This window comes from Microbacterium sp. JZ101, from assembly GCF_053903175.1.
In genome coordinates, this window is sequence record NZ_CP096400.1 from 2,565,925 (window position 1) to 2,589,354 (window position 23,430).

Annotated in this window: 19 protein-coding genes; 5 read left to right on the plus strand and 14 right to left on the minus strand. The window is 71.5% G+C overall.

All coding sequences use genetic code 11. The annotated features are described in order from the left end of the window. Positions 1-327 carry a hydroxyisourate hydrolase gene (gene uraH, locus M1D56_RS11905; protein WP_282979724.1) on the minus strand — a complete coding sequence of 109 codons (327 nt, stop codon included), beginning with the start codon at positions 325-327 and terminating at the stop codon, positions 1-3. Further along, complete coding sequence (gene uraD / locus M1D56_RS11910) at positions 324-821, minus strand: 2-oxo-4-hydroxy-4-carboxy-5-ureidoimidazoline decarboxylase (protein ID WP_324014199.1); 498 nt, start codon at positions 819-821, stop codon at positions 324-326. The genes uraH and uraD overlap by 4 nt, the downstream gene beginning before the upstream one ends. Before the next feature lie 138 nt (positions 822-959). Here uraD and M1D56_RS11915 point away from each other — a divergent pair, with 138 nt between their 5' ends. Further along, on the plus strand, positions 960-1,736 hold the full coding sequence (locus M1D56_RS11915; protein ID WP_456283676.1) for an SDR family oxidoreductase: 777 nt from the start codon (positions 960-962) through the stop codon (positions 1,734-1,736). Positions 1,737-1,825: 89 nt separating this feature from the next. Beyond that, positions 1,826-2,305: a thioredoxin-dependent thiol peroxidase gene (gene bcp, locus M1D56_RS11920; RefSeq protein WP_271173948.1), complete on the plus strand. Its 480-nt coding sequence runs from the start codon at positions 1,826-1,828 to the stop codon at positions 2,303-2,305. 13 nt (positions 2,306-2,318) lie between these two features. On the opposite strand, the gene mqo is transcribed toward bcp, so the two are convergent. Continuing rightward, positions 2,319-3,743 carry a malate dehydrogenase (quinone) gene (gene mqo / locus M1D56_RS11925; RefSeq protein WP_456285239.1) on the minus strand — a complete coding sequence of 475 codons (1,425 nt, stop codon included), beginning with the start codon at positions 3,741-3,743 and terminating at the stop codon, positions 2,319-2,321. Positions 3,744-3,947: 204 nt separating this feature from the next. Further along, positions 3,948-5,024, minus strand: a complete 1,077-nt coding sequence (locus tag M1D56_RS11930; RefSeq protein ID WP_421076307.1) for an aspartate-semialdehyde dehydrogenase — start codon at positions 5,022-5,024, stop codon at positions 3,948-3,950. Between the two features lie 477 nt (positions 5,025-5,501). On the opposite strand from M1D56_RS11930, the gene M1D56_RS11935 reads away from it, so the two are divergent. Continuing rightward, on the plus strand, positions 5,502-5,831 hold the full coding sequence (locus tag M1D56_RS11935) for a helix-turn-helix domain-containing protein (RefSeq protein ID WP_456283677.1): 330 nt from the start codon (positions 5,502-5,504) through the stop codon (positions 5,829-5,831). Then, complete coding sequence (locus M1D56_RS11940; RefSeq protein ID WP_456283678.1) at positions 5,828-6,676, plus strand: IS3 family transposase; 849 nt, start codon at positions 5,828-5,830, stop codon at positions 6,674-6,676. The genes M1D56_RS11935 and M1D56_RS11940 overlap by 4 nt, the downstream gene beginning before the upstream one ends. A 77-nt stretch (positions 6,677-6,753) precedes the next feature. Here M1D56_RS11940 and M1D56_RS11945 read toward each other — a convergent pair whose 3' ends face one another. The 5 genes from M1D56_RS11945 to M1D56_RS11965 form a co-directional block, all read right to left on the minus strand. Next, on the minus strand, positions 6,754-8,061 hold the full coding sequence (locus M1D56_RS11945) for an aspartate kinase (RefSeq protein WP_271173951.1): 1,308 nt from the start codon (positions 8,059-8,061) through the stop codon (positions 6,754-6,756). A 450-nt stretch (positions 8,062-8,511) separates the two neighbouring features. Continuing rightward, positions 8,512-9,105 (minus strand): recombination mediator RecR, encoded by a 594-nt coding sequence (gene recR, locus M1D56_RS11950; RefSeq protein WP_456283679.1) that lies wholly within the window; start codon positions 9,103-9,105, stop codon positions 8,512-8,514. Positions 9,106-9,134: 29 nt separating this feature from the next. Then, positions 9,135-11,867, minus strand: a complete 2,733-nt coding sequence (locus tag M1D56_RS11955) for a DNA polymerase III subunit gamma and tau (protein ID WP_456283680.1) — start codon at positions 11,865-11,867, stop codon at positions 9,135-9,137. A gap of 53 nt (positions 11,868-11,920) precedes the next feature. After that, positions 11,921-12,895: an asparaginase domain-containing protein gene (locus tag M1D56_RS11960; protein WP_456283681.1), complete on the minus strand. Its 975-nt coding sequence runs from the start codon at positions 12,893-12,895 to the stop codon at positions 11,921-11,923. After that, positions 12,892-14,454 (minus strand): amino acid permease, encoded by a 1,563-nt coding sequence (locus tag M1D56_RS11965; RefSeq protein ID WP_456283682.1) that lies wholly within the window; start codon positions 14,452-14,454, stop codon positions 12,892-12,894. The genes M1D56_RS11960 and M1D56_RS11965 overlap by 4 nt, the downstream gene beginning before the upstream one ends. A 93-nt stretch (positions 14,455-14,547) precedes the next feature. Between M1D56_RS11965 and M1D56_RS11970 the strand changes: the two genes are divergently transcribed. Continuing rightward, positions 14,548-15,945 (plus strand): aspartate ammonia-lyase, encoded by a 1,398-nt coding sequence (locus tag M1D56_RS11970; protein ID WP_271174487.1) that lies wholly within the window; start codon positions 14,548-14,550, stop codon positions 15,943-15,945. On the opposite strand, the gene M1D56_RS11975 is transcribed toward M1D56_RS11970, so the two are convergent. The 5 genes from M1D56_RS11975 to pta form a co-directional block, all read right to left on the minus strand. Continuing rightward, entirely contained in the window at positions 15,911-16,615 is a 705-nt protein-coding gene (locus M1D56_RS11975) for a FadR/GntR family transcriptional regulator (RefSeq protein ID WP_456283683.1), read from the minus strand. The genes M1D56_RS11970 and M1D56_RS11975 overlap by 35 nt on opposite strands. 64 nt (positions 16,616-16,679) lie before the next feature. Continuing rightward, a complete protein-coding gene (locus M1D56_RS11980; RefSeq protein WP_456283684.1) occupies positions 16,680-19,199 on the minus strand; it encodes a glycoside hydrolase family 65 protein in 2,520 nt (839 codons plus the stop codon). Between the two features lie 46 nt (positions 19,200-19,245). Further along, entirely contained in the window at positions 19,246-19,989 is a 744-nt protein-coding gene (locus M1D56_RS11985; protein ID WP_271174543.1) for an HAD family hydrolase, read from the minus strand. A gap of 57 nt (positions 19,990-20,046) precedes the next feature. Further along, positions 20,047-21,282, minus strand: a complete 1,236-nt coding sequence (locus M1D56_RS11990) for an acetate kinase (protein ID WP_456283685.1) — start codon at positions 21,280-21,282, stop codon at positions 20,047-20,049. Beyond that, complete coding sequence (gene pta / locus M1D56_RS11995; protein ID WP_421076130.1) at positions 21,279-23,390, minus strand: phosphate acetyltransferase; 2,112 nt, start codon at positions 23,388-23,390, stop codon at positions 21,279-21,281. Before pta ends, M1D56_RS11990 begins: the two co-directional genes overlap by 4 nt. Between the last annotated feature and the right edge of the window lie 40 nt (positions 23,391-23,430).

Sequence of the window (23,430 nt, forward strand, 5' to 3'; positions counted from 1 at the left end):
TCAGCTACCCCTGTAGGTTGAATATGCGAACGGGCTGATGAGTAGCGGTACGTGATAGTGCTGCTCGGCGTCGCCGACCGTGAAGTCGATCGTGACGACGGGGTAGAAGGAATCCGTGCCGGTGCGCGCGAAGTACGCGGCGACCTCGAAGCGGAGCCGGTAGTGCCCCGGCTCGAGCGCCTCGGGACCGAGGTCCTTCACACGGCCGTCCGCGTCGGTGCGGGCGGATGCGACGACCGCGCCGTCCGCGTCCTCCAGTGCCACCGCGACGTCGGCGGCCGGACGGCCGATCGACGCGTCGAGGATGTGCGTGGTGACGTGGCTCATGCGCGGAGGATCCCTTCCAGTCGGAGGAGTGCGATCTCGCGAAGCTGTTCGGCGACTTCGCGGATCTCGTCCTCGTCGGTGTTGTCGAGACGGCGGTTCAGCTCGTCGAGGATCTCTCGACCGCTGCGCCCCGCCGCCCGGATGAGGAAGACTCGCCCGAATCGCTCCTCATAGGCGCGGTTGCCCGCGTGGAGCTCTGCGGCCAGTGCCGCATCGCCCGCATCGACGCCGGCCTGCTCTCCGCGCGACATGCCGGCTTCCGTCGAGCTGCCGCTCGGACGGTCCCCGATGCGCGGGTGATGCGCCAGCGCCGCGTCGATGTCCTCGTCCGTCCAGTCGAGCGCCCGCTCGCGGGCGGCCGACAGCACCTCCTCCACGTTGGAGTACGGACGAGCGGACACGACGGCCTCCACCCAGCGGTCGATGTCGGCGGCGGGCCGGATGAGCGCATCCGCCTCCGTCGGCGTCAGCTGGTTGAACGCTGCAAGCGTCATTGCTTACCTTCCTTCATTCCACATTCCGGAACTGTTCTTCCGTTGTGTGTAATTAGTGAAGCACCCCGTTTCGGGAGAGTCAAGCCGACCTCCGTGAGAAGCTACCGTGCGCACCGTCGTGCAGAAGAAGGAGACACCATGTCGACGCAGACCCGCGCCATCCGCAGCGCGCTCATCACCGGCGCCGGGACGGGCATCGGGAGGGCGACCGCCCTCGAGCTCGCGCGTCGCGGCTGGTCGCTCACCCTCATCGGGCGCACGCGCGAGACGCTCCAGCGGACGGCCGCCGAGATCGCGGAGGCGGGCGGGCCGGCCGCCGCGTCCATCCCCGCCGACGTGACGCGACCGGATGACGTCGTCCGCGCGTTCGATGCCGCCCAGGAGCATGCGGGGCGCGTCGACCTGCTCTTCAACAACGCGGGCGCATTCGGACCCCAGGCGCGGATCGACGAGCTCTCGGACGACGACTGGCGACAGGTGCTCGACGTCAACGTCACGGGCGCGGTGCTCTGCGCGCGCGAGGCCTTCCGCCGCATGCGCGCGCAGACTCCGCAGGGCGGCCGCATCATCAACAACGGCTCGGTGTCGGCGCACCGTCCGCGCCCGCGATCGGCCGCCTACACGATCACGAAGCACGCGATGACCGGGCTCACGCGCTCGGTCGCGCTCGACGGGCGCTCCTTCGGCATCACCGCGACCCAGATCGACATCGGCAACGCCGCCACCGAGCTCCTGCACGGCATCGACGCGGGCGATGGCGCACTGCAGCCCGATGGCACGCGCCGCGTCGAGCCGACATTCGACGTCGCGCACGCCGCACGCCTGATCGCAGACGTCGCCGACCTGCCGCACGAGGTCGCGGTCCACGAGATCGTGGTGACCGCGACCGGCATGCCCTTCGACGGGCGCGGCTGATCGGCCATTGCGCCGCCCCGCCGGGCTGGACTATAATGAATTCCGAGCTACAGAAGCTTTATTCCATATCGTGAAACTACGGAGGCATCGTGGCCGAAGAGACCGTCGCACAGCTCGCTCCCGGCGCCGACGCGCCCGACTTCGCCCTGAGCGACGCGAAGGGCGAGACGGTGCGCCTGTCCGACTTCGCGGGCGGACGCACCATCCTCTACTTCTACCCCGCGGCCTTCACTCCCGGCTGCACGACCGAGGCGTGCGACTTCCGCGACAACCTCGCGTCGCTGAGCGGCGCCGGCTACCAGGTCGTCGGCATCTCGAAGGACGACGTCGAGACGCTCGCCCGCTTCGCCGAGGAGGACCGCCTGGACTTCCCGCTCCTCTCCGACCCGGATCACGCCGTCGCGAAGAGCTACGGCGCGTGGGGTGAGAAGCAGATCGACGGCCGCACCCTCACGGGCGTGCTGCGCTCGACGTTCGTGCTCGATGAGGAGAACCGCATCGAGATCGCCGAGTACCGCGTCGACCCGGATGGGCACGTCGCGGCCCTGCGCGAGAAGCTTGGGGTCTGAGAAGGAGCGCGCGTCACGCGTCGACGCGCTGCTCCTCCGCGATGTGAAGCGCCTCCGCGGTGCGTCGCATCTCGGCGCGCGCCTTCGCGGCGTCCCCGTTCAGCGTCTCTCCGTAGGTGGGGATGAGCTCGCGCAGCGCGGGCTTCCATCCCTCGATCCGGTCAGGGAAGCACGACGACAGCACGTCGAGCATGATCGTCGCGCCCGTCGACGCGCCCGGGGATGCTCCGAGCAGACCCGCGATCGAGCCATCCGCCGCCGAGACCACCTCGGTGCCGAACTGCAGCTTGCCGCCCTTCATGACCTGGGCGCGCTGACCCGCCTGGATGAGCTCCCAGTCCGCGCCGTCGGCCGTGGGCACGAAGACGCGCAGGGCCTCGATCTTCTTGGCACGGCTCTTGAGGAGCTCGGTCACGAGGTACTTCACGAGGTCGAGGTTCGTGGCTCCGACCTTGAGCATCGAGCCGATGTTGTGCAGGCGCACCTGCGAGACGATGTCGAGCCACGACCCCTTCTTGAGGAACTTCGGGCTGAACGTCGCGAACGGACCGAACATGAGCGACCCCTCGCCGTCGACGCGGCGGGCGTCGAGGTGCGGGACCGACATGGGCGGGGCGCCCACGGCCGCCTGCGAGTACACCTTCGCGCCGTGCTTCGCGACGAGCTTCGGATCGGTCGTCTTGAGGAACTGGCCGCCGATCGGGAAGACGCCGTAGCCCTTGATCTCGGGGATGCGCGCCTTCTGCAGGAGCTTGATGGCCCATCCGCCCGCGCCGACGAAGACGAAGCGCGCCCGGATCTGGCCGGGCGTCTTGCCGACCCGGTTGCGGTAGCTGACGAGCCAGGTGCCGTCCTTCTGCTTCTTGAGGCCGTTGACCTCGTGGTTCAGCAGCACCTCGGCGTCGTTCGCGCGGAGGTGGTCGAAGAGCTGGCGGGTGAGCGCGCCGAAGTCGACGTCGGTGCCGGCCGGCACGCGCGTCGCGGCGAAGGGCTCGTCGGTCTTGCGGCGCTTCTCCATGAGCAGCGGCGCCCAGGAGTGGATGACGCGCGAGTCCTCGGAGTACTCGATGCCCTCGAAGAGCGGCTGGTCCTTGAGCGTCTCGTAGCGCGCGCGGAGGTAGGAGACGTCCTTCTCCCCCGTGACGAACGTCATGTGCGGCGTCGTGCTGATGAACGTCGACGGCGCGTCGAGGATGCCCTTCGCGACGAGGGATGCCCACAGCTCGCGGCTCTGCTGGAACTGCTCGTTGATGCCGATCGCCTTCGCCGGGTTCGACGGGTCGGGCATGTAGTTGAGCTCGCACAGGGCGGAGTGCCCGGTTCCCGCGTTGTTCCACGCGTTCGAGCTCTCCTGCGCGACCTCCCCGTCGCGCTCGAAGGCGACGATCTTCCAGTCGGGCTGCAGTTCCTTGAGGAGCGTGCCGAGTGTGGCGGACATGATCCCGCCGCCGATCAGCACGACATCGACGGTTTCACTCACGCGTCAATCCTATTCCCGGCTTTTCGGCGAACCTGACCATCCGCCGTCGAAAGAACACCGGAACTTGCGTTTTCGGCGCCCCGAAGACGGTGGCGTTCTTTCGATCGGGCCGGGACGCAGAACGGGCCGGCCCCGAGGGGCCGGCCCGTTCTGCGGGATGGATCAGCGCGCGACGGCCGAACCGAGCTTGGCGGCGACGAGCTCCGCGATCTGCACGGCGTTGAGCGCGGCGCCCTTGCGGAGGTTGTCGTTCGAGATGAACAGCACGAGACCGCGCCCTTCGGGAGCCGACTGGTCGGCGCGGATCCGCCCGACGTAGCTGGGGTCGCTTCCCGCCGCCTGCAGCGGAGTCGGGACCTCCTCGAGAGCCACGCCCGGGGCATCCGCCAGGAGCTCGCGCGCGCGCTCGGGCGTGATCTCGCGCGCGAACTCGGCGTGGATGCTCAGCGAGTGGCCTGTGAACACCGGAACGCGCACGCACGTGCCGGCCACGCGCAGGTCGGGGAGCTCGAGGATCTTGCGGCTCTCGTTGCGGAGCTTCTTCTCCTCGTCGGTCTCGTTCAGCCCGTCGTCGACGAGGTTGCCCGCGAGCGGCACGACGTCGAACGCGATGGGCGCGACGTACTTCTCGGGCTCCGGGAAGTCGACCGCCGAGCCGTCGTGCACGAGGCGGAGGGTGTCGCCCTGTGCGAGGACACCCTCGACCTGGCCGAGGAGCTCCTGCGCGCCGGCGAGGCCCGAGCCCGAGACGGCCTGGTAGGTCGAGACGATGAGGCGCTCGAGGCCGGCCTCGGCGGCGAGCGGCTTGAGGACGGGCATGGCCGCCATGGTCGTGCAGTTCGGGTTCGCGATGATGCCCTTGACGGCCTGGTCGATCGCGTGGGGGTTGACCTCGCTCACGACGAGCGGGACCTCGGGGTCCATGCGCCAGGCGCTCGAGTTGTCGATGACGACAGCGCCGGCCGCGGCGAAGCGCGGGGCGTGTTCCTTCGAGGCGGAGCCGCCGGCGGAGAAGAGCGCGATGTCGATGCCCGACAGGTCGTCGGTCGCGATGTCCTCGACGACGACCTCGGTGCCGCCGAAGTCGATCGTTCGGCCGGCCGAGCGCGCCGACGCGAAGAGCCGCAGCTCGCGGATCGGGAAGTCGCGCTCCTGGAGGATCTCGCGCATCACGGTGCCGACCTGGCCGGTGGCGCCGACGACGGCGACGGAGAGTCCTGATTCAGAGATGCGGGTCATGGTGTTCCTCGGGGATGCGAGCGGGGTTGCTCGATTCTACCGGCGCCGCGGAGTGCCCCGTCCCGCCCGGGCATGTCTCACTTGGTGCGGGTCGGCGACCGGGCATGTCTCGCTTGTCGCGGGTCAGCGCCCGTGCATGTCTCACTTGTCGCCGGTCAGCGACCGGGCATGTCTCACGTGGTGCGGGTATAGCGCCTCGATACCGGCGCCGAGTGAGACATGCGTGATGGGAGTGGACGACGAAGGCCTCCGACCGTGAACTGACACCCGGGAGTTGGACTGAGAAATCAGTCTCGACTCCTGGGGGTCAGTTCATTGCATCCGAGAAGTTCTCTCACTGAGGCGCAGCGGTTGGCGGCGGTAGCGTCGTTCGAGGAGGGTCTCGCTGATCGGGCGGTGTCGACCTTGCTGGGCGCGCCACGCGACCCGGTCAGGCACCTCTATCAACGTTGGCGGATCCGTGGCAGAGGAGCACTGGTGGTCAAACGAGACAATCCGTCGTACTCGTTCGAGTTCAAGCTCGCCCTGGTGGAACGGTTCCTTGCCGGGGAGTCGGCGGCGGAGCTGGCGGAAGAGGCGGAGTTGTCCTCGCCGGTTCTGCTGAAGACGTGGGCGAGGAAGTATCGCAACGAGGGCGAGGACGCGTTACGGCCGAAGCGGAGAGGCCGCCCGCCCGGGGCGAACTCGCCGCAGGCAGAGGAGTCGGAGCTGGAGCGGTTGCGGCGTGAGAACGAGTATCTGCGGGCGCAGAACGCGTACTTGGGAAAATTGCGGGCCTTGATGGACCAGAAACGACGGACAAGGTGAACGCCGTCGTCGCCCTCAAGGCCGAGCACTCTCTCACCACGCTGCTGGAGGTCGCCGGGCTGCCTCGGTCGACGTTCTTTTACCACCAGGCCCGGCTGGACCGCCCTGACGAGCATGCGGACCTGAAAGGCGAGATCCGGCGGATCTTCGACGGGTTCGCGGGTCGTTACGGGCACCGCCGCATCCGTGACAAGTTGCGCGAGGGCGGCTGGGAGGTGTCGAAGAAGACCGTGCTGAAGCTGATGAACGAGCTCGGGTTGCGCTGCCAGATCCGTCGCCGCAAGCGTTACAACTCGTTCAAGGGGCAGGTCGGCAAGACCGCCCCGAACCTCTTGCGACGCGACTTCACCGTCACGGGTCCGAACCAGAAGTGGGTCACCGACGTGACCGAGTTCCGAGTCGGTGACCGGCGCGTCTACCTCTCCACGGTGATGGACCTGTTCGGGCGGGAGATCATCTGCCATACCCTCGGGATCTCACCCAACCTCGAACTCACCAACAGCTCCCTCCGGCAGGCGCTGACCCGGTTGCGGTCGGGAGATGCGCCGATCGTGCACTCGGACCAGGGCTTCCAGTACCAGCACGATTCCTGGCAACGACTGCTGGCCGGAGCGGGCGCGAAGCAGTCGATGTCGCGCAAGGGCAACTGCCTCGACAACGCCGTGATGGAGAGCTTCTTCGGGCACATGAAGGACGAGCTCTACTGCACCACCACGTTCCTCACCGTCGACGCACTCACCAGCGCGATCGACGCCTACATCCACTGGTTCAACACCGAACGAGCCCACTCAACGCTCAAGGGCCTGAGCCCGGTGCAATACCGGACCCGGGCCCTTGCCGCCTAGCCCCTAAGCTCTCAATTGGCCAGTCCAACTCCCGGGGACCAGTTCACCGCGGGGTCGGAGGCCTTCGGAGAGGGATGTCAGCGGCCGGTTCCGGCGTAGACGGTCGCCTCGACCTCGCCGTCGAGCCCGTACGCCGAGTGGACGACGCGGGCGGCCTCGTCGAGCTCGGTGTCGCGGAGGATGACCGAGATGCGGATCTCGCTCGTCGAGATCATCTCGATGTTGATGCCGGCGGAGCTCAGCGCCTCGAAGAGCGTCAGCGAGACGCCCGAGTGCGTGCGCATGCCCGCGCCGACGACCGAGAGCTTGCCGACCTGGTCGTCGTAGACGAGGTTCTCGTACCCGATGTCGTCCTGCGCTGCCGTGAGCGCCTTCGCGACCTCGGCGGCCGACTGCTTCGGCAGCGTGAACGAGATGTCGGTGCGACCAGCCTTCGCCGACTGCACGTTCTGCACGATCATGTCGATGTTGGCGCCCGTCTTCGCGACGAGCGTGAAGATCGCGGCTGCCGAGCCCGGCACGTCCGGCACGCCGAGGACCGTGATCTTGGCCTGGCTGCGGTCGATGGCGACTCCGGCGACGACCGGCTCTTCCATTCCGATGGCGTCGTCCGACATGATCTCTCCCTTGGCATTGCGGGGGGCCTTCATCCCCTCGCCCAGAACGTACGTGCCCTCGTTCGACGTGAACGTCGAGCGGGCGTGGATGAGCACGCCGTGGCGACGGGCGTACTCGACGGCGCGGATGTAGAGCACCTTGGCACCGTTGGCGGCGAGCTCGAGCATCTCCTCGGCCGTGATGTGGCCGAGCTTGCGGGCGAGGGGCACGACCCGCGGGTCGGCCGTGAAGATGCCGTCGACGTCGCTGTAGATCTCGCACACGTCGGCGTCGAGCGCAGCGGCGAGCGCGACGGCGGTCGTGTCGGATCCGCCTCGGCCGAGCGTCGTGATGTCCTTCGTGTCGCGGTTGAAGCCCTGGAAGCCCGCGACGATGACGACGGCCCCGTCATCGAGAGCCGCACGCAGGCGCACGGGGGTGACGTCGACGATGCGCGCGGCGCCGTGGTCGGCCGTCGTGATCATGCCCGCCTGGCTGCCCGTGAACGAGCGCGCCTCGTATCCCATCGAGTGGATGGCCATGGCCAGGAGCGCCATCGAGATGCGCTCTCCGCTGGAGAGGAGCATGTCGAGCTCCCGCGGCGCCGGGACCGGCGCGACCTGCGACGCGAGGTCGAGCAGCTCGTCGGTGGTGTCTCCCATCGCGCTGACGGCGACGACGACGTCGTGCCCCGCCCGGCGGGTGTCGACGATGCGCTTCGCGACGCGCTTGATGCTCTCGGCGTCGGCGACGGACGAGCCGCCGAACTTCTGGACGATCAACGCCAAGTGAGGCTCCTCACGGTGCGGGCGGGTGAGGGACGCAGGGCGCGCCCAGTCGACAAGTCTAGAGGCTCCGCACCCGCCGCCCCGCGCCCGCCCGCGCCGCCCGGAGGGCCATCCCCCGCCGACCGTGCACGCGGGCGCCGAGAGGGCCATCCCCCGCCGGCCGTGCACGCGGGCGCCGAGAAGGCCATCCCCCGCCGGCCGTGCATACGGGCGCCGAGAGGGCGGCCGGCGGCACGCCTCTCGGCGGCAACGCGCTGTCTCGGCGGCGAGGTGCGATCTCGGCCCCGCGCTCAGGGGCGGCAACGCGCTGTCTCGGCGGCAACGCGCTGTCTCGGCCGCGAGGTGCAGTCTCGCCCGCGCGCTCAGGGGCGGCAACGCGCTGTCTCGGCGGCAACGCGCTGTCTCGGCGGCGAGGTGCTGTCTCGCCCGCGCGCTCAGAGGCGGCGGCCCTCAGAGGCGGCGGCGGCCCTCGAACGCGCGGCCGAGGGTGACCTCGTCGGCGTACTCGAGGTCTCCGCCGACCGGGAGGCCCGACGCGAGACGCGAGACCGCGATGTCGAGGGTCGTGAGAAGGCGGCTCAGATAGGCCGCGGTCGCCTCGCCCTCGAGGTTCGGGTTCGTCGCGAGGATGACCTCCTGGACGGTGCCGTCGGCGAGGCGCGTCATGAGCTGCTGGATGCGCAGGTCGTCGGGCCCGACGCCGGCGATCGGGCTGATCGCCCCGCCGAGCACGTGATAGCGGCCGCGGAACTCGCGCGTGCGCTCGATCGCGGCGACGTCCTTCGCGTCCTCGACGACGCAGATGAGCGCCGGGTTGCGACGGGGGTCGCGGCAGATGGCGCACGTGTCGCTCTCGGAGACGTTGCCGCAGATCTCGCAGAACCTCACCCGCTCACGCACTTCGCGCAGGAGCTCGGAGAGTCGCGAGACGTCGAAGGACGGGGTCTGCAGGATGTGAAACGCGATGCGCTGGGCCGACTTGGGGCCGATGCCGGGAAGCCGGCCGAGCTCGTCGATCAGCTCCTGGACGATGCCGTCGTACATGGAGGGATGGTGTCCTTACGCAGGGGAGGTCACTGGAAGCGGGTCGCGGGCTCGTACGGCTCCTCGTGGAGGAACGTCGCGCCGAGCACCTGGCGGACCACCGCCTCGCCGTAGCGCTGGATGCCCTCGGGCCCGACGTGGCGCGCCTGCACCGTCGGCACGGGCGCCGGGTTCGGCGCGATCGCCTCCGCCGGCTCGGGCGGGATGTCGCCCGGGTCGGTGTCGTCGTCCTCGTCGAGGGCGGGAGCGGCCGGCGCCGGCGGGGCGATCTCGCCATCCGCGACGGGCGGTGCGATGCGGGCCGCGGGCGGGATCTCCGCCTCCTCCGGATCCTCGTCGACCGCGAGGGTGCCGACGGCACCACCCGGGATCGGTGCGACGGCCCACTCCGTGACGGTGCGGGACGACAGGGCGACCGCTCCTGCATCGGCCGAGGGCGCCGACGCGCGCTGCGGCGCCGACCGCCCCGGTGCGCGTGCGACGCCGCCCGGGCCGGCGGGAGGCGTCTGACCGCCGCCCGGTCCGCTCGATCCGGGCCCCGCGCCGCCTGGTCCGCTCGATCCAGGCCCGCCGGGGCCCGGCTCGTGACGGGCGAGGTACTTCACGCGGATGCCGAGGACCTCGAGGATGACCCCGCGCAGGTCCTCGCTCACTCCCCCGCCCTGAGGCGTGCGCTGCTTGAAGGTCGCGAGGTCGCGCTGGTTCGTGAACGCCAGCGTGAGCACGTCGCCCTCCGCGGCCACCGGCCGCGCGCTCTGGAGCACGAGCCACGACGCGCGACTCGCGTGCTCCAGTCGGGCGAGGATCCCCGACCACACGGCCTGCACTCCGGCGAGGGTCAGCGGCGCGCCGGCAGGAGCAGGCTCAGGCGCGGGCTCCGGTCGACGCGGCTGCTCGCTGCGAGCGGGCTCGTCGTATGGGTCGTAGGGCGGCTCGTCCTCGGGCGCGGGCAGCGGCCCGTCGTCGGCCGGCGGACGCTCGGCAGACGTCGGCTGTGCGGGAGCCACGGGCCCGTCCGCACCGGGCGGGATGGTCGCCCAGCCGGCGGCGGGGATGGTTCCGTCATCGCGGACGGCCGTCGCGGGCCGTACGGGCGTCTCGGGCCCATCGGGCCTCACCGCGCTGGAGCCCGCGGCAACAGGCGCCGCAGCCGCGGGCGCTCCGGGCGGTGCCGGAGACGTGGGAGGTGCCGCCGTGGGCCCTGCGGTCGGTGCCGCCGCAGGAGGTGCCGTGGGTGCTGCCGCAGCCGGAGCGGCCGCCGCAGGAGCGTCCGAGGGAGCTGCGGGCGCAGCCGTCGGTGCGGCTGCGGGAGGTGCCACCGGCGCAGCGACGAAAGGCGCAGCCGCAGGAGGCGCAGCCGCAGGAGGCGCGGCCGCAGGAGCAGGCGCAGCCGCCGGCGCAACCGCCGGTGCCGCAGCCGCCGGCGCAACCGCCGGTGCCGCAGCCGCAGGCGCAGCCGCCGGTGCCGCCGCAGGTGCCGCCGGTGCCGCCGCAGGTGCCGCCGGTGCCGCCGCCGCAGCCGCCGCAGGTGCCGCGGCCGCCGCCGCAGGTGCCCCCACCTCAGCAGGCGTCCCCGCCGCGCCCGCCACCCCAGCCGCAGGCCCCGCGGCCGGACCGCGCGAGGAACCGGCCGCGGTCGCGCCCCCGGCCGGAGCCGCGGTCGCTCCGTGTGTGAGGACGCGCGCGATCATGAGCTCGAGCTGGAGGCGAGGCGACGTCGCGCCGGTCATGCCGTCGAGGGCGGCGCTGACGATGTCGGCGGTGCGCGAGAGGCGCTCCGCGCCGAAGCGCTCGGCCTGCTGCCCCATGCGCTCGAGCTCATCGGACGGGATGCCGCGCAGCACGGCGGACGCGCCGGCGCCCGTGGCCGCGATCACGATGAGGTCGCGAAGCCGCTCGAGCAGGTCGTCCACGAAGCGGCGGGGGTCCTGCCCCGTCTGCACGACGCGGTCGACCGCGCCGAACGCGGAGCCCGCGTCGGCCAGCGCGAACGCGTCGACGACCTCGTCGAGGAGCTCGGCATGCGTGTAGCCCAGCAGCGCGACCGCGCGCTCGTAGGTCACGCTGTCGTTCTCGGACCCCGCGATCAGCTGATCGAGGATCGACAGCGTGTCACGGGGAGAGCCTCCGCCCGCGCGCACGACGAGGGGCAGCACCCCCTGCGCCACGGCCACGCCCTCCTCGGCGCACAGCTTCTCGACGTACGCGAGCATCGCGGCCGGCGGCACCAGCCGGAAGGGGTAGTGATGCGTGCGCGAGCGGATGGTGCCGATCACCTTGTCGGGCTCGGTGGTCGCGAAGATGAACTTCACGTGCGCGGGCGGCTCCTCGACGAGCTTGAGCAGCGCGTTGAAGCCCTGCGGCGTGACCATGTGGGCCTCGTCGAGGATGAAGATCTTGAACCGGTCGCGTGCGGGGGCGAAGATCGCTCGCTCGCGGAGGTCGCGCGCGTCGTCGACGCCGTTGTGGCTCGCGGCGTCGATCTCGACGACGTCGAGCGAGCCGCCGCCCGTCCGCGAGAGCTCGACGCAGCTGTCGCAGCGGCCGCACGGCGTGTCGGTCGGACCCTCTGCGCAGTTGAGGCAGCGCGCGAGGATGCGCGCCGAGGTCGTCTTGCCGCAGCCGCGGGGCCCCGAGAAGAGGTACGCGTGCCCGATGCGATCGCCGCGCAGCGCGGTCATGAGCGGATCCGTGACCTGGGCCTGGCCGATCATCTCCCCGAAGGTCTCCGGCCGGTAGCGGCGATACAAGGCGGTGGTCACGGATCCAGCCTACGGCTCCCCGCCGACATCGCGCTGAGACCCTCGATCGGCGCTCACGCCGCGAGGGCGGCCGCGATCGCGTCGTCGGCCATGCCCCGCGCGAGCAGCTCGGCGAGGAGGATGCGCGCCTGGCCCGCACGGAGCGTGCGCGCCATCGCGGCGCCCGCGACGACGAGGTCGTGACCGCCGCCTCCCCCGCCGTAGGTCGCGGCGAGCGCCCCCTCCGGCACACGGCTCGTGACCGCGACGCGCACGCCCTGATCGACGCAGCGGCGCACGCCCTCGACGATGGCCGGCGACGCGTTCCCCGAGCCGAGCGCCTCGAGCACCACGGCCCGTGCGCCGGCCGCCGCGCTCGCGCGCAGGTGCACGTCGTCTCCGCCGGGGACGACCGCGACGACGTCGACGCGGACACGCGCGACGCCGTCGTGCGCGCGTCGCGCCGTCGCGAGAGCGGACGCCGCGAGAGCGGGCGCCGCGAGAGCGTCGCCGCTTCGTCGGAAGGCGTCGGCGTCGTCGGTGCGCGCCTTGAACGCGCCCCACGCGGGGAGGACGCGCCCGCCGAACACGATGACGGCGCCGCCCGTCGCAGGGTGGCGCGGCGCGGCCGCCTCGCCCGACGCGATCGCGAGGGCCGCCGCGACGTTCGCGGGGCCATCCGACCGCGGATCGTCGGGCAGGAACTGCGCGCCGGTCAGCACGATCGGGCGCGGGTCGGCTCCGCACTGCAGGCCGACGAGAAGCGCGGTCTCCTCGAGCGAGTCGGTGCCGTGGAGCACGACCACACCCGTCGTGTGCGGGTCGGCGAGCGCGTCGGCCACGGCGTCGGCGATCTCCTGCATGCGCGCGAGGTCGAGCGCGGCCGAGTCCTCCGCCATCAGATCGACCACGCGGACGGGCGCGGACGCCCCAGCCGACGCCGTGATGGCGTCGCCGCCGAGCGCGGGCGCCGTGCCACCCTCGGCTGACGGGCGGCTCGCGATGGTGCCGCCCGTCGCGACGACGACGACGGCCGGGGCGGGCGTCACTCGGCCCGTCCCGAGCGGGTCGCGGCCGCGCGGTGCGCGAGCGCGGCGAGCGTGCCCGTCCGCTCGGCCGTGAGCGCGCGGATGCGGTCGCGCGAGAGGAACCAGCCCGCGATGAGCGCCGGCACGATGAGGACGAGCGACGCGACCGTGGCGCTGCCGATCGGGTAGTCGAGCGCCATGAGCACGACGACGGCGCCGAGGAAGACGAGCGTCGCGTAGCCCGTGTAGGGCGCGCCGGGCATCCGGAACGCGGGGCGCTCGAGCGCGCCGCGCTCGGCGAGGCTGCGCAGCTTCAGCTGGCAGAGGACGATGACCGCCCACGCGCTGATGATGCCGAGCGCCGAGACGTTGAGCGCGATCTCGAACGCCTGCTCGGGCACGACCGCGTTGAGCGCCACCCCGATCGCGGTGACGACGGCCGTGACGGCGATCCCCATGTAGGGCACGCCCGCGCGGTTCATGCGGGCGAGCGCGGCGGGAGCGGAGCCCGAGACCGCCATCGAGTGGAGGATGCGCCCGGTCGAGTAGAGACCGGCGTTGAGCGACGAGAGCACCGCCGTGAGCACGACGAGGTTCATGATGATGTCCGCGCCCTCGACGCCGATCGCGCCGAAGAACGTCACGAACGGGCTCTCGCCCGCGGCGTACGACGTGGTCGGCATGAGCAGCGTGAACAGGAGCACCGAGCCCACGTAGAAGACGACGAGGCGGAACACGACCGTGCGGATGGCCTTCGGCATGACGGTGCGGGCATCCTGGGTCTCCCCCGCGGCGGTGCCGACGAGCTCGATCGAGGCGTACGCGAAGACGACGCCCTGGATGACGATGAAGGCGGCGAGCACGCCGTTCGGGAAGACGCCGCCGTTGTCGGCGATGAGGTGGAAGCCCGGCGCGACGCCGTCGACCGGCGTGCCGGTCGCGACGAAGAAGACGCCGACGACGAGGAACGCGACGAGCGCGAGCACCTTCACGAGCGCGAACCAGAACTCGAGCTCGCCGAACACCTTCACAGAGAGCAGGTTCATGCCGAGCACGAGCACAAGCGCCACCAGCGCGAACACCCACTGGTCGATCGCCGCGAGCCACGCGACGTACTGCTTGAAGAAGTTCATGTAGAGGGCGACGGCCGTGACGTCGGCGACGGAGGTCATCGCCCAGTTCAGCCAGTACATCCAGCCGGCGAAGAACGCCATCTTCTCGCCGTAGAACTCGCGCGCGTACGACACGAAGGAGCCGCTCGACGGACGGTGCACGATGAGCTCGCCGAGGGCGCGCAGCACGAGGAACGCGAAGAACGCGCAGACGGCGTACACGACGACGAGGGCCGGACCGGCGCTCTCGAGCCGGCCGCCGGCTCCCATGAACAGTCCGGTGCCGATCGCGCCGCCGATGGCGATCATCTGGATCTGGCGGGGACGGAGCGCCTTGCGGAATCCGGACTGCTCGTCGGGGAGCGACGAGGGGGCGGAATCGGGGGTCTGGGTCGACACGGTGTCTGCCTTCGGTCGGGCGGCGACGTTGCCGCGGAATCTGGCTAGCTGCCAAACAGCTTGCGACATCCGACCACGTAAGCCGCGAGATGTCAAGTCGGATGTCCGGAAATCTGTCTGGTAGCTTTACAGGCACGTTCCGCCTCAAGGAAGAGAGCAGTGATGACGAAGACGCGCAGCGAGCACGACCTCCTCGGCGACCTCGAGGTCCCGGCAGACGCCTACTGGGGCGTCCACACGGCCCGGGCGGTCGCCAACTTCCCCGTCACGGGCACGCCGATCGGACGATTCCCGTTCCTCGTGCGCGGGCTCGCGGCCGTCAAGCAGGCCGCGGCGCTCGCCAACCGCGATCTCGGCCTGCTCGACGCCGCCCGGTGCGACGCGATCACGGCCGCGTGCGCGGAGATCCGCGCGGGCGCTCTCCACGACCAGTTCGTCGTCGACCTCATCCAGGGCGGCGCCGGCACGTCGACGAACATGAATGCGAACGAGGTCATCGCCAACCGCGCGCTCGAGCTGCTCGGGCACGAGAAGGGCGACTACGCGCGCCTGCACCCGAACGACCACGTCAACATGAGCCAGTCGACCAACGACGTCTACCCCACCGCGATCAACGCGGCGCTCACGGAGGCGGTCGACGAGCTCGAGGCGGCGATGGCGCACCTCGAGGCGGCGTTCGCGCGGAAGGCCGCGCAGTTCGCCGCGCATCTCAAGGTCGGCCGCACGCAGCTGCAGGACGCGGTGCCGATGACCCTCGGGCAGGAGTTCGGGGCTTTCGCCGTCATGCTCGGCGAGGACAGGGCGCGGCTGCGGGAGTCGGCCGCGCTCCTGCTCGAGGTGAACCTGGGCGCCACCGCGATCGGCACGGGCCTCAACGCCCCCGCAGGCTATGCCGCCCGCGCCTGCGCGCACCTCGCCGAGCTCACGGGGCGCCCGTTCGTCACCGCCGCCGACCTCGTCGAGGCCACGCAGGATCCCGGCGCGTTCGTGCACGTCTCCGGGGTGCTCAAGCGCATCGCGATCAAGCTCTCCAAGACGTGCAACGACCTGCGCCTGCTGTCGTCCGGTCCGCGCGCGGGGCTCGGCGAGATCTCGCTGCCCGCCGTGCAGGCCGGCTCGAGCATCATGCCCGGCAAGGTGAATCCGGTCATCCCCGAGATGGTCACGCAGGTGGCGTACACCGTGATCGCCGACGACCTCGCCGTGACGCTCGCGGCGGAGGCGGGCCAGCTGCAGCTCAACGCCTTCGAGCCGGTGATCGCGCGCGCCCTCTCGCAGAGCTTCGCGCATCTCACGGCGGCGTGCCGGCTCCTGGCCGACCGCTGCGTCGACGGCATCGAGGCGCACCCCGAGATCATGGCGGAGCGCGTCGCGTCGTCGATCGGCCTCGCGACCGCGCTCAACCCGCTGCTCGGCTACCGGATGGCCACGGAGATCGCGCAGGAGGCGCTGCGGACGGGCCGATCGGTTCCGGATGTCGCGCTCGAGCGCGGGCTGCTCACGCCCGACGAGGTGCGCGCCGCGCTCAGCCCCGAGCGGCTGGTCGTGTCAGGGGGATGACGACGCGCTCGACCTCGCCGAGGTGCGCGCGCATGGCCTCGCGGGCCTCGATCGGCGAGCCGACCGCGATCGCCTCGGCGATCCGCCGGTGCTCGCGACCGGATGGCTCCTGGCGCGACGCGACGAGGTTCACGACCTGCGACTGACGCGAGAGGGCATCGCGGATGTCGGAGACGGCCTTCGCGAAGACCGCGTTCCCCGACGCCTGAGCGACGAGGGAGTGGAAGCGGGTGTCCAGCGCGACCCATTCCTGGGGGTCGTCGCACGCGTCCATCGCGTCGCACAGGGCGGTGAGCTCGTCGCGCTGCTCGTCCGTCCGGCGCTCGGCGGCGAGCCCCGCCGCGGGGACCTCGATGTGCGGGCGCGCCTCCATGAGGTCGCGCGCGGAGAACTTGCCGTACACGGTGGCCGGATCGATCCGGTCCGCCGTCACGTACGTGCCGCTGCCGGTGCGCGTCTGGGTGAGCCCGAGGGTCTGCAGCGAGCGCAGCGCCTCGCGGATGACCGGCCGGCTCACGGCGTACCGCTCCGCGAGAAGCGCCTCCGACGGCAGTCGCGTGCCGACCGCGAGCGCCCCCGAGGTGATCGCGCCGCGCAGGTCCTCGATCACGGACTCCGCGACGCTGCGGCGCACGACGGGCGCGGGGCGCGAGGTCCATTCGTCGGGCATGCCCTCCACTGTCTGCGCCCGGCCGCGCAAAGTCAAACCGTGCGCGGCCGGGCGCGGACGACGCTCAATCGAGCGTGCGCGGGTCGGTCGAGCGCTCCACGAGGTCGTCGGCCACGATCGGGATGGCCGTGGTGACCGGCGGCAGGGTCGGCTCGAGCTGCGAGCCGTCCTCGCGGTGCATCGACGAGTACTTGCGCATGGTCGGGCGCCCGGGGCGCACGGGCCCCTGATCGGCGAGCGGCACGATGGCCGGCGCGGACGGGCTCGCGGTGTGGGACACGCCGCGCACCGTGAACGTGACGGGGTCGCCCGAGCGGACCGACACCCGCATCTCGTCGCGCCGGATCGACACGTCCAGCTGCGAGCCCTGCCACGCGAGGGCGTACTGCAGCTCGGGCCAGTCGCGCGGGAGGCGCGGGTCGAAGCTGAGCTCGCCGTCGTGGTCGCGCATGCCGCCGAAGCCCGCCACGAGCGCCGTCCACACGCCGCCCGCCGACGCCACGTGCACGCCGTCGGACGTGTTGCCGTGCATGTTCGCGAGGTCGACGAACAGCGCGTGCTCGAAGTACTCGAGCGCGAGGTCCTGGTACCCGACCTCGGCCGCGAGGATCGACTGCACGACGGCCGACAGCGTCGAGTCGCCCGTCGTGAGCGGGTCGTAGTACTCGAAGTCGGCGAGCTTCTCCTCGTCGGTGAAGTGGTTGCCCTGCAGGTAGAGGGCGAGCACGACGTCCGCCTGCTTGAGCACCTGGAACCGGTAGATGACGAGCGGATGGAAGTGCAGCAGCAGCGGGCGCTGCTCGCGCGGGGTGTGCTCGAGGTCCCACACCTCGCGCTCGAGGAACAGGGAGTCCTGCGGGTTGATGCCGAGCTTCTCGTTGTACGGGATGTACATCGCGTCGGCCGCGCGCTCCCAGGCCTCCGGCTCGCCCGGATCGAGCTGCACGCGGTCGACGAGGTCGCGGTACGCGCGCCCGGACTTCTCGGCCATCGTGCGGACGACCCGCGCCGCGGCACGGAGGTTGAAGCGGGCCATCACGTTCGTGAAGAGGTTGTCGTTGACGACGGTCGTGTACTCGTCGGGCCCCGTCACGCCGTGGATGTGGAAGCTCTCCTCGCCCTCGTTCTGCCGCCAGAACCCGAGCGTCGTCCACATCCGCGCGGTCTCGACGAGGACATCCGCGCCCTCGCGCGCCATGAAGTCGACGTCGCCCGTCGCGCGGACGTAGCGCACGAGCGCGAAGGCGATGTCGGCGTTGATGTGGTACTGCGCGGTGCCGGCCGCGTAGTAGGCCGACGCCTCCTCGCCGTTGATCGTGCGCCACGGGTAGAGGGCGCCCGCCTCGCTCATCTTCGCGGCGCGTCGACGCGCCGCGGGGAGCATCTTCGTGCGCATGCGCATGGCGTTGCGCGCCCAGAGCGGCGTCGTGTACGCGAGGAACGGGAGGATGTAGATCTCCGTGTCCCAGAAGTAGTGGCCGCTGTAGCCCGAGCCGGTGACGCCCTTGGCCGGCACGCCCCATCCGTCCGCGCGCGCCGCCGCCATGGCGAGCTGGATGAGGCACCAGCGCGTCGCCTGCTGCAGGTCGTCGTGGCCGACGATGCGGACATCCGACCGGTCCCAGAACCCCGTCATCCAGCGACGCTGCGCCTCGAAGACCGAGGCCGCGCCCGCCGCGAGCACGCGGTCGAGCGTGCGCCGGCAGCGGTCGATGAGCTCGCCCGTCGGCACGCTGCGCGACGTGTGGTAGCTGATCGTCTTGGTGACGGTCACGGGCACGCCGGCCTTCGCCTCGACGCGGAAGACGTTCTTCGCGATGTCGGGCTCGATGAGCGCGCGGTGCACGTGCGGGTTCTCGGTCTCGATGACGTGGTCGGCGACGACCGCGAGCGACATGCCGGAAGACGCCGTGCGATACGACAGCGCGGTGCGCGTGCCGTCCTGCCAGTGCTCCTGCGGCATGAGCACGCGCTCCGCTTCGATGCGCTCGGCGCGGCGCGGGTCGACGGTCGCGCCCGGCGCGTGCGGGTGGCCCCCGTACACGTCCTGCCCGTCCTGCCGGTTGATGAGCTGGCAGTTGATGACGACCGGGGCGTCCGCGTTGCGGACCGTGACGGTCATCCGCTCGATCGCGAGGTGCCGGTCCTCGAACGGCACGAGGCGCTCCGACTCGAGGAGCACCTCCTTGCCCGACGGCGTGACCCACAGCAGACGGCGCCGCAGGACCCCGTCGCGGAAGTCGAGCGAGCGCTCGTACTCGCGCACGTCAGCGAGGTCGAGCGAGAGGGGCTCGTCGTCGACGTAGACGCGCATGACCTTCGGGTCGGGCACGTTGACGATCGTCTGCCCGACCTCGGCGAAGCCGTAGGCGCTCTCGGCGTGACGGATCGGCCACGTCTCGTGGAAGCCGTTGATGAACGTGCCGTGCTCGTGCGCGTGGCGGCCCTCGGGGTAGTTCCCGCGCAGTCCGAGGAAGCCGTTCCCGACGGCGAACAGGGTCTCGGTGACACCCGCGTCCTCCTCGGCGTAGCGGGTCTCGACGAGGCGCCAGGGGTCGACGGGAAAGCGGTCGCGATCGATCATGCGTGTGCTCCGGATGGTCGGGTGCCGGATGGACGGAGGGCGGAGGTCAGCGGGTGGCCGGGCCGACGAGCTCGGCGAGGTCGGACACGACGACGTGCGCGCCCGCGGCCGAGAGCGTGGCCGCCCCGGCGCCGCGGTCGACGCCGACGATGAGGGCGAACCCGCCGGCGGCCGCCGATGCGACTCCGCTGAGGGCGTCCTCGACGGCCGCGCAGCGGGCGGGGGCGGCGCCGAGCTGGCGGGCGCCCGCGAGGAACATGTCGGGCGCGGGCTTCGACGGCAGTCCGTCGCGCTCGGCCACCGCGCCGTCGACGATCACGGGGAACCGGTCGAGGATGCCGGCGGCGGTCAGCACGTCCTTCGCGTTCTTCGAGCTCGAGACCACGCCCACGCGCGCTCCCACCGCCGCGAGCGCGTCGAGGAGGGCCAGCGAGCCCGGGTACGGCGCGATCCCCTCGTCCGCGAGCACGCGCGAGAACACGGCGTTCTTGCGGTTGCCGATGCCGCACACGGTGTCGAGCGAGGGATCGTCGGACGGGTCGCCCCACGGGATCTCGACGTCGCGGCTGCGCAGCAGGGCGGCGACGCCGTCGTAGCGCTTCTTGCCGTCGAGGTGCGCGAAGTAGTCGTCGTCGGTGTAGGCGGGCTCGATGCCCCACTGGGCGAAGAGCTCCTCGAACATCGCCCGCCACGCGTGCATGTGCACCTCGGCCGTCGGCGTGAGCACGCCGTCGAGGTCGAACAGCACGGCGTCGTAGCGTCTCAGGTCGGGAAGGGGCGAGTCGGGCAGAGAGGTCACAGATCCTCCGTCGCGCGGGATGGCCGGTTCACCCCAGCGTAGTGGCGGTCAGCTCGCCGCGGCGAGGGACTGGCGGGCGATCTCGAGCTCCTCGTCGGTCGGCACGACGAGCACGGTGACGCGCGACGCGTCGGTCGAGATGACCGCGATCTCGCCGCGCGGAGCCGCGGCGTTCCGCGCCGCGTCGATCTCCACCCCCGCGAACCCGAGCGTGGCGAGCGCCGCAGCGCGGACATCCGGGGAGTTCTCCCCCACTCCGGCCGTGAACGAGATGACGTCGACCCCGCCGAGCTGCGCGAGATACGCGCCCGCGTACGCGCGGAGCCGGTGGACGTACACGTCGAACGCGAGCTGGGCTGCCTCGTCTCCCGCCGCCCTGCGCTCCTGCACGTCGCGCATGTCCGAGACCCCGGCGAGGCCCTTGAGACCGCTTCGCGTGTTGAGGAGCCGGTCGAGGTCGGCGATCGTCAGGTCGGCCCTGCGCGCGAGCTGGAAGAGCACCGCCGGGTCGATGTCGCCCGACCGGGTGCCCATCACGAGGCCCTCGAGCGGCGTCATGCCCATCGAGGTCTCGACCGACCGGCCGCCGTCGACGGCGGTGACGGACGCGCCGTTGCCGAGGTGGAACACGATCTGGCGCAGCTCCCCGAGCGGTCGTCCGACATGGCGCGCCGCCGCCTCCGAGACGTACTTGTGGCTCGTGCCGTGGAACCCGTAGCGGCGGACGCGATGCGCCTGCGCGATCTCGCGGTCGATCGCGTAGGTGTACGCGGCGGGCGGAAGGGTCTGGTGGAACGCCGTGTCGAACACCGCGACGTGCGGCACGTGCGGGAACGCCGCGCGCGCGGCGCGGATGCCCTGCAGTGCGCCGGGGTTGTGCAGCGGGGCGAGCACCGAGAGCTCGTCGATGTTGATCTCGACGAGGTCGTTCACGACGGTCGGCTCGAAGAACCGCGCGCCGCCGTGCACGACGCGGTGCCCGACGGCGGCGAGCGCGTCGGCGTCGAGCGCGGGGCCGTGCGCGGCGAACGCGTCGAGCATCACGCGGAACCCGGCGGTGTGGTCGGGGATCTCCGTCTCGCGGCGGTGCGTCTCGTCGGCGATCGCCGGCGCGGGCTCTCCGGGGCCGGCCGCGAAGCGGACCGTGTGGGCTGCCGCGCCCTGCGGCTGCCCGATCCGCTCGACGAGCCCCGAGGCGAGCACCCGCTCGGCGGCCATGTCGATGAGCTGGTACTTGAACGACGACGACCCGCTGTTGACGACGAGGACGCTCCGCGCGGTCATCGCTGCTCCCCCTGCGCCTGGATGGCCGTGATCGCGACGGTGTTGACGATGTCCTCGACGAGCGCGCCGCGCGACAGGTCGTTGATCGGCTTGTTCAGGCCCTGCAGGACCGGCCCGATCGCGACGGCGCCCGCCGACCGCTGCACGGCCTTGTAGGTGTTGTTGCCCGTGTTGAGGTCGGGGAAGACGAAGACCGTCGCGCGCCCGGCGACCTCCGAGCCCGGGAGCTTCGCCTTCGCGACCGCGGCGTCGGCCGCCGCGTCGTACTGGATCGGGCCCTCGATCGGCAGCTCGGGCGCGCGCTCGCGCGCGAGCCGCGTCGCCTCGCGCACCTTGTCGACATCCGCGCCCGTGCCCGACTCCCCCGTCGAGTACGACAGCATCGCGACGCGCGGCTCGACGCCGAACTGGCGCGCGGTCTGCGCCGAGGTGATCGCGATGTCGGCGAGCTGCTCGCTCGTCGGATCGGGGATCACCGCGCAGTCGCCGTAGACGAGCACCCGGTCGGCGAGCGCCATGAGGAAGACGCTGGAGACCACCGAGACGCCCGGCTCGGTCTTGATGACCTCGAATGCCGGGCGGATGGTGTGGGCCGTCGTGTGCGCGGCGCCCGAGACCATGCCGTCGGCGAGCCCCATGTGCACCATCATCGTGCCGAAGTAGCTGACGTCGGTGACGGTGTCGGCCGCGCGCTCGTAGGTCACGCCCTTGTGCGCCCGCAGCCGCGCGTACTCGGTCGCGAACTTGTGCACGTGCACGGGATCGAACGGGCTCAGGACGTGCGCCTCGCGGATGTCCACGCCGAGCTCGATCGCGCGGGCGCGGACCTCGAACGGCTCGCCGAGGATCGTGAGCTCGGCCACGCCGCGCTGGAGCAGGATGCCCGCCGCGCGCAGCACGCGGTCGTCGTCGCCCTCGGGCAGGACGATGTGGCGGCGGTCGGCGCGGGCCCGCTCGAGCAGGGTGTACTCGAACATGAGCGGCGTGACGACGGTCGCCCGCGCGACCCCGAGCACGCGGGTGAGCTCCTCGACGTCGACGCTGCTCTCGAACAGCGACAGCGCGAGGTTGTAGCGCTGGGGCGAGCCTGCGGCGAGGCGCCCGCGGGCGCTCATGACCCGCACGGCGGTGGTGTAGGTGTCGCCGTCCGCGCGGATGACGGGAAGGCGCGAGCCGAGGCCCTCGAGCAGGCGCGACACGGCCTCCGGCACCTCGAAGGGCCCGTTGAGGATGATCCCCGCGATCGACGGGAACGTGCCCGAGGCGTTCGCGAGGAGCGCCGCGAGGAGGACTTCGCTCCGGTCGCCGGGCACGATGAGGCAGGCGCCCTCGGTGAGCCGCGGGAGCACGTTCTCCATCGACATCGCCGCGATGACCACGCCGAGCGCCTCGCGCGTGAGCAGCGCCTCGTCTCCGTTCACGAGCCGGCCGTCGACCGCGCGCAGCACATCGCCCATCGACGGGGCCACGAGCATCCGGTCCTCGGGGATCGCCCAGACCGGAGCCGACGGGGTGACCGCGCCGACCGCTGCGAGGATCTCGTCCCGGCGGGCGCCGTCGGCCCTGTTCACGATCGTCGCGAGCAGCTCGGCGCGCTCGCGCACGAGCTCCGACACCGCGAGCGCGGCGATCTGCGCGACCTCCTCTGGCGTGCGCGGCGACGTCGTGCCGAGCTGCTCGGTGTGGCCCTGCTGCGCGCGTCCGCCGAGGACGAGCAGAACGGGCGTGCCGAGGTTCACCGCGACGCGCGCGTTGTAGGCGAGCTCCGCGGGGCTGCCGACGTCGGTGTAGTCGCTCCCGAGGACGACGACCGCGTCGCACTTCGCCTCGACGGCCTTGAAGCGCTCGACGATCCGCGCGAGCGCGGCGTCGGGGTCGGCGCGGACGTCGTCGTAGGTGACCGCGACGCACTCCTCGTACGCGAGGTCGACGCCGTCGTGGTCGAGCAGCATCTCGAGGACGTAGTCGCGCTCGGCGGATGACCGGGCGATCGGACGGAAGACCCCCACGCGCGGGGTCGCCCTGCTCAGCGCATCCAGGACGCCGAGCGCCACCGTGGACTTGCCGGAATGCCCCTCGGCCGACGTGATGTAGATGCTTCTCGCCACGTCATCCACCCTAGGTCGAACACCTTCGACGCGGCAGGAC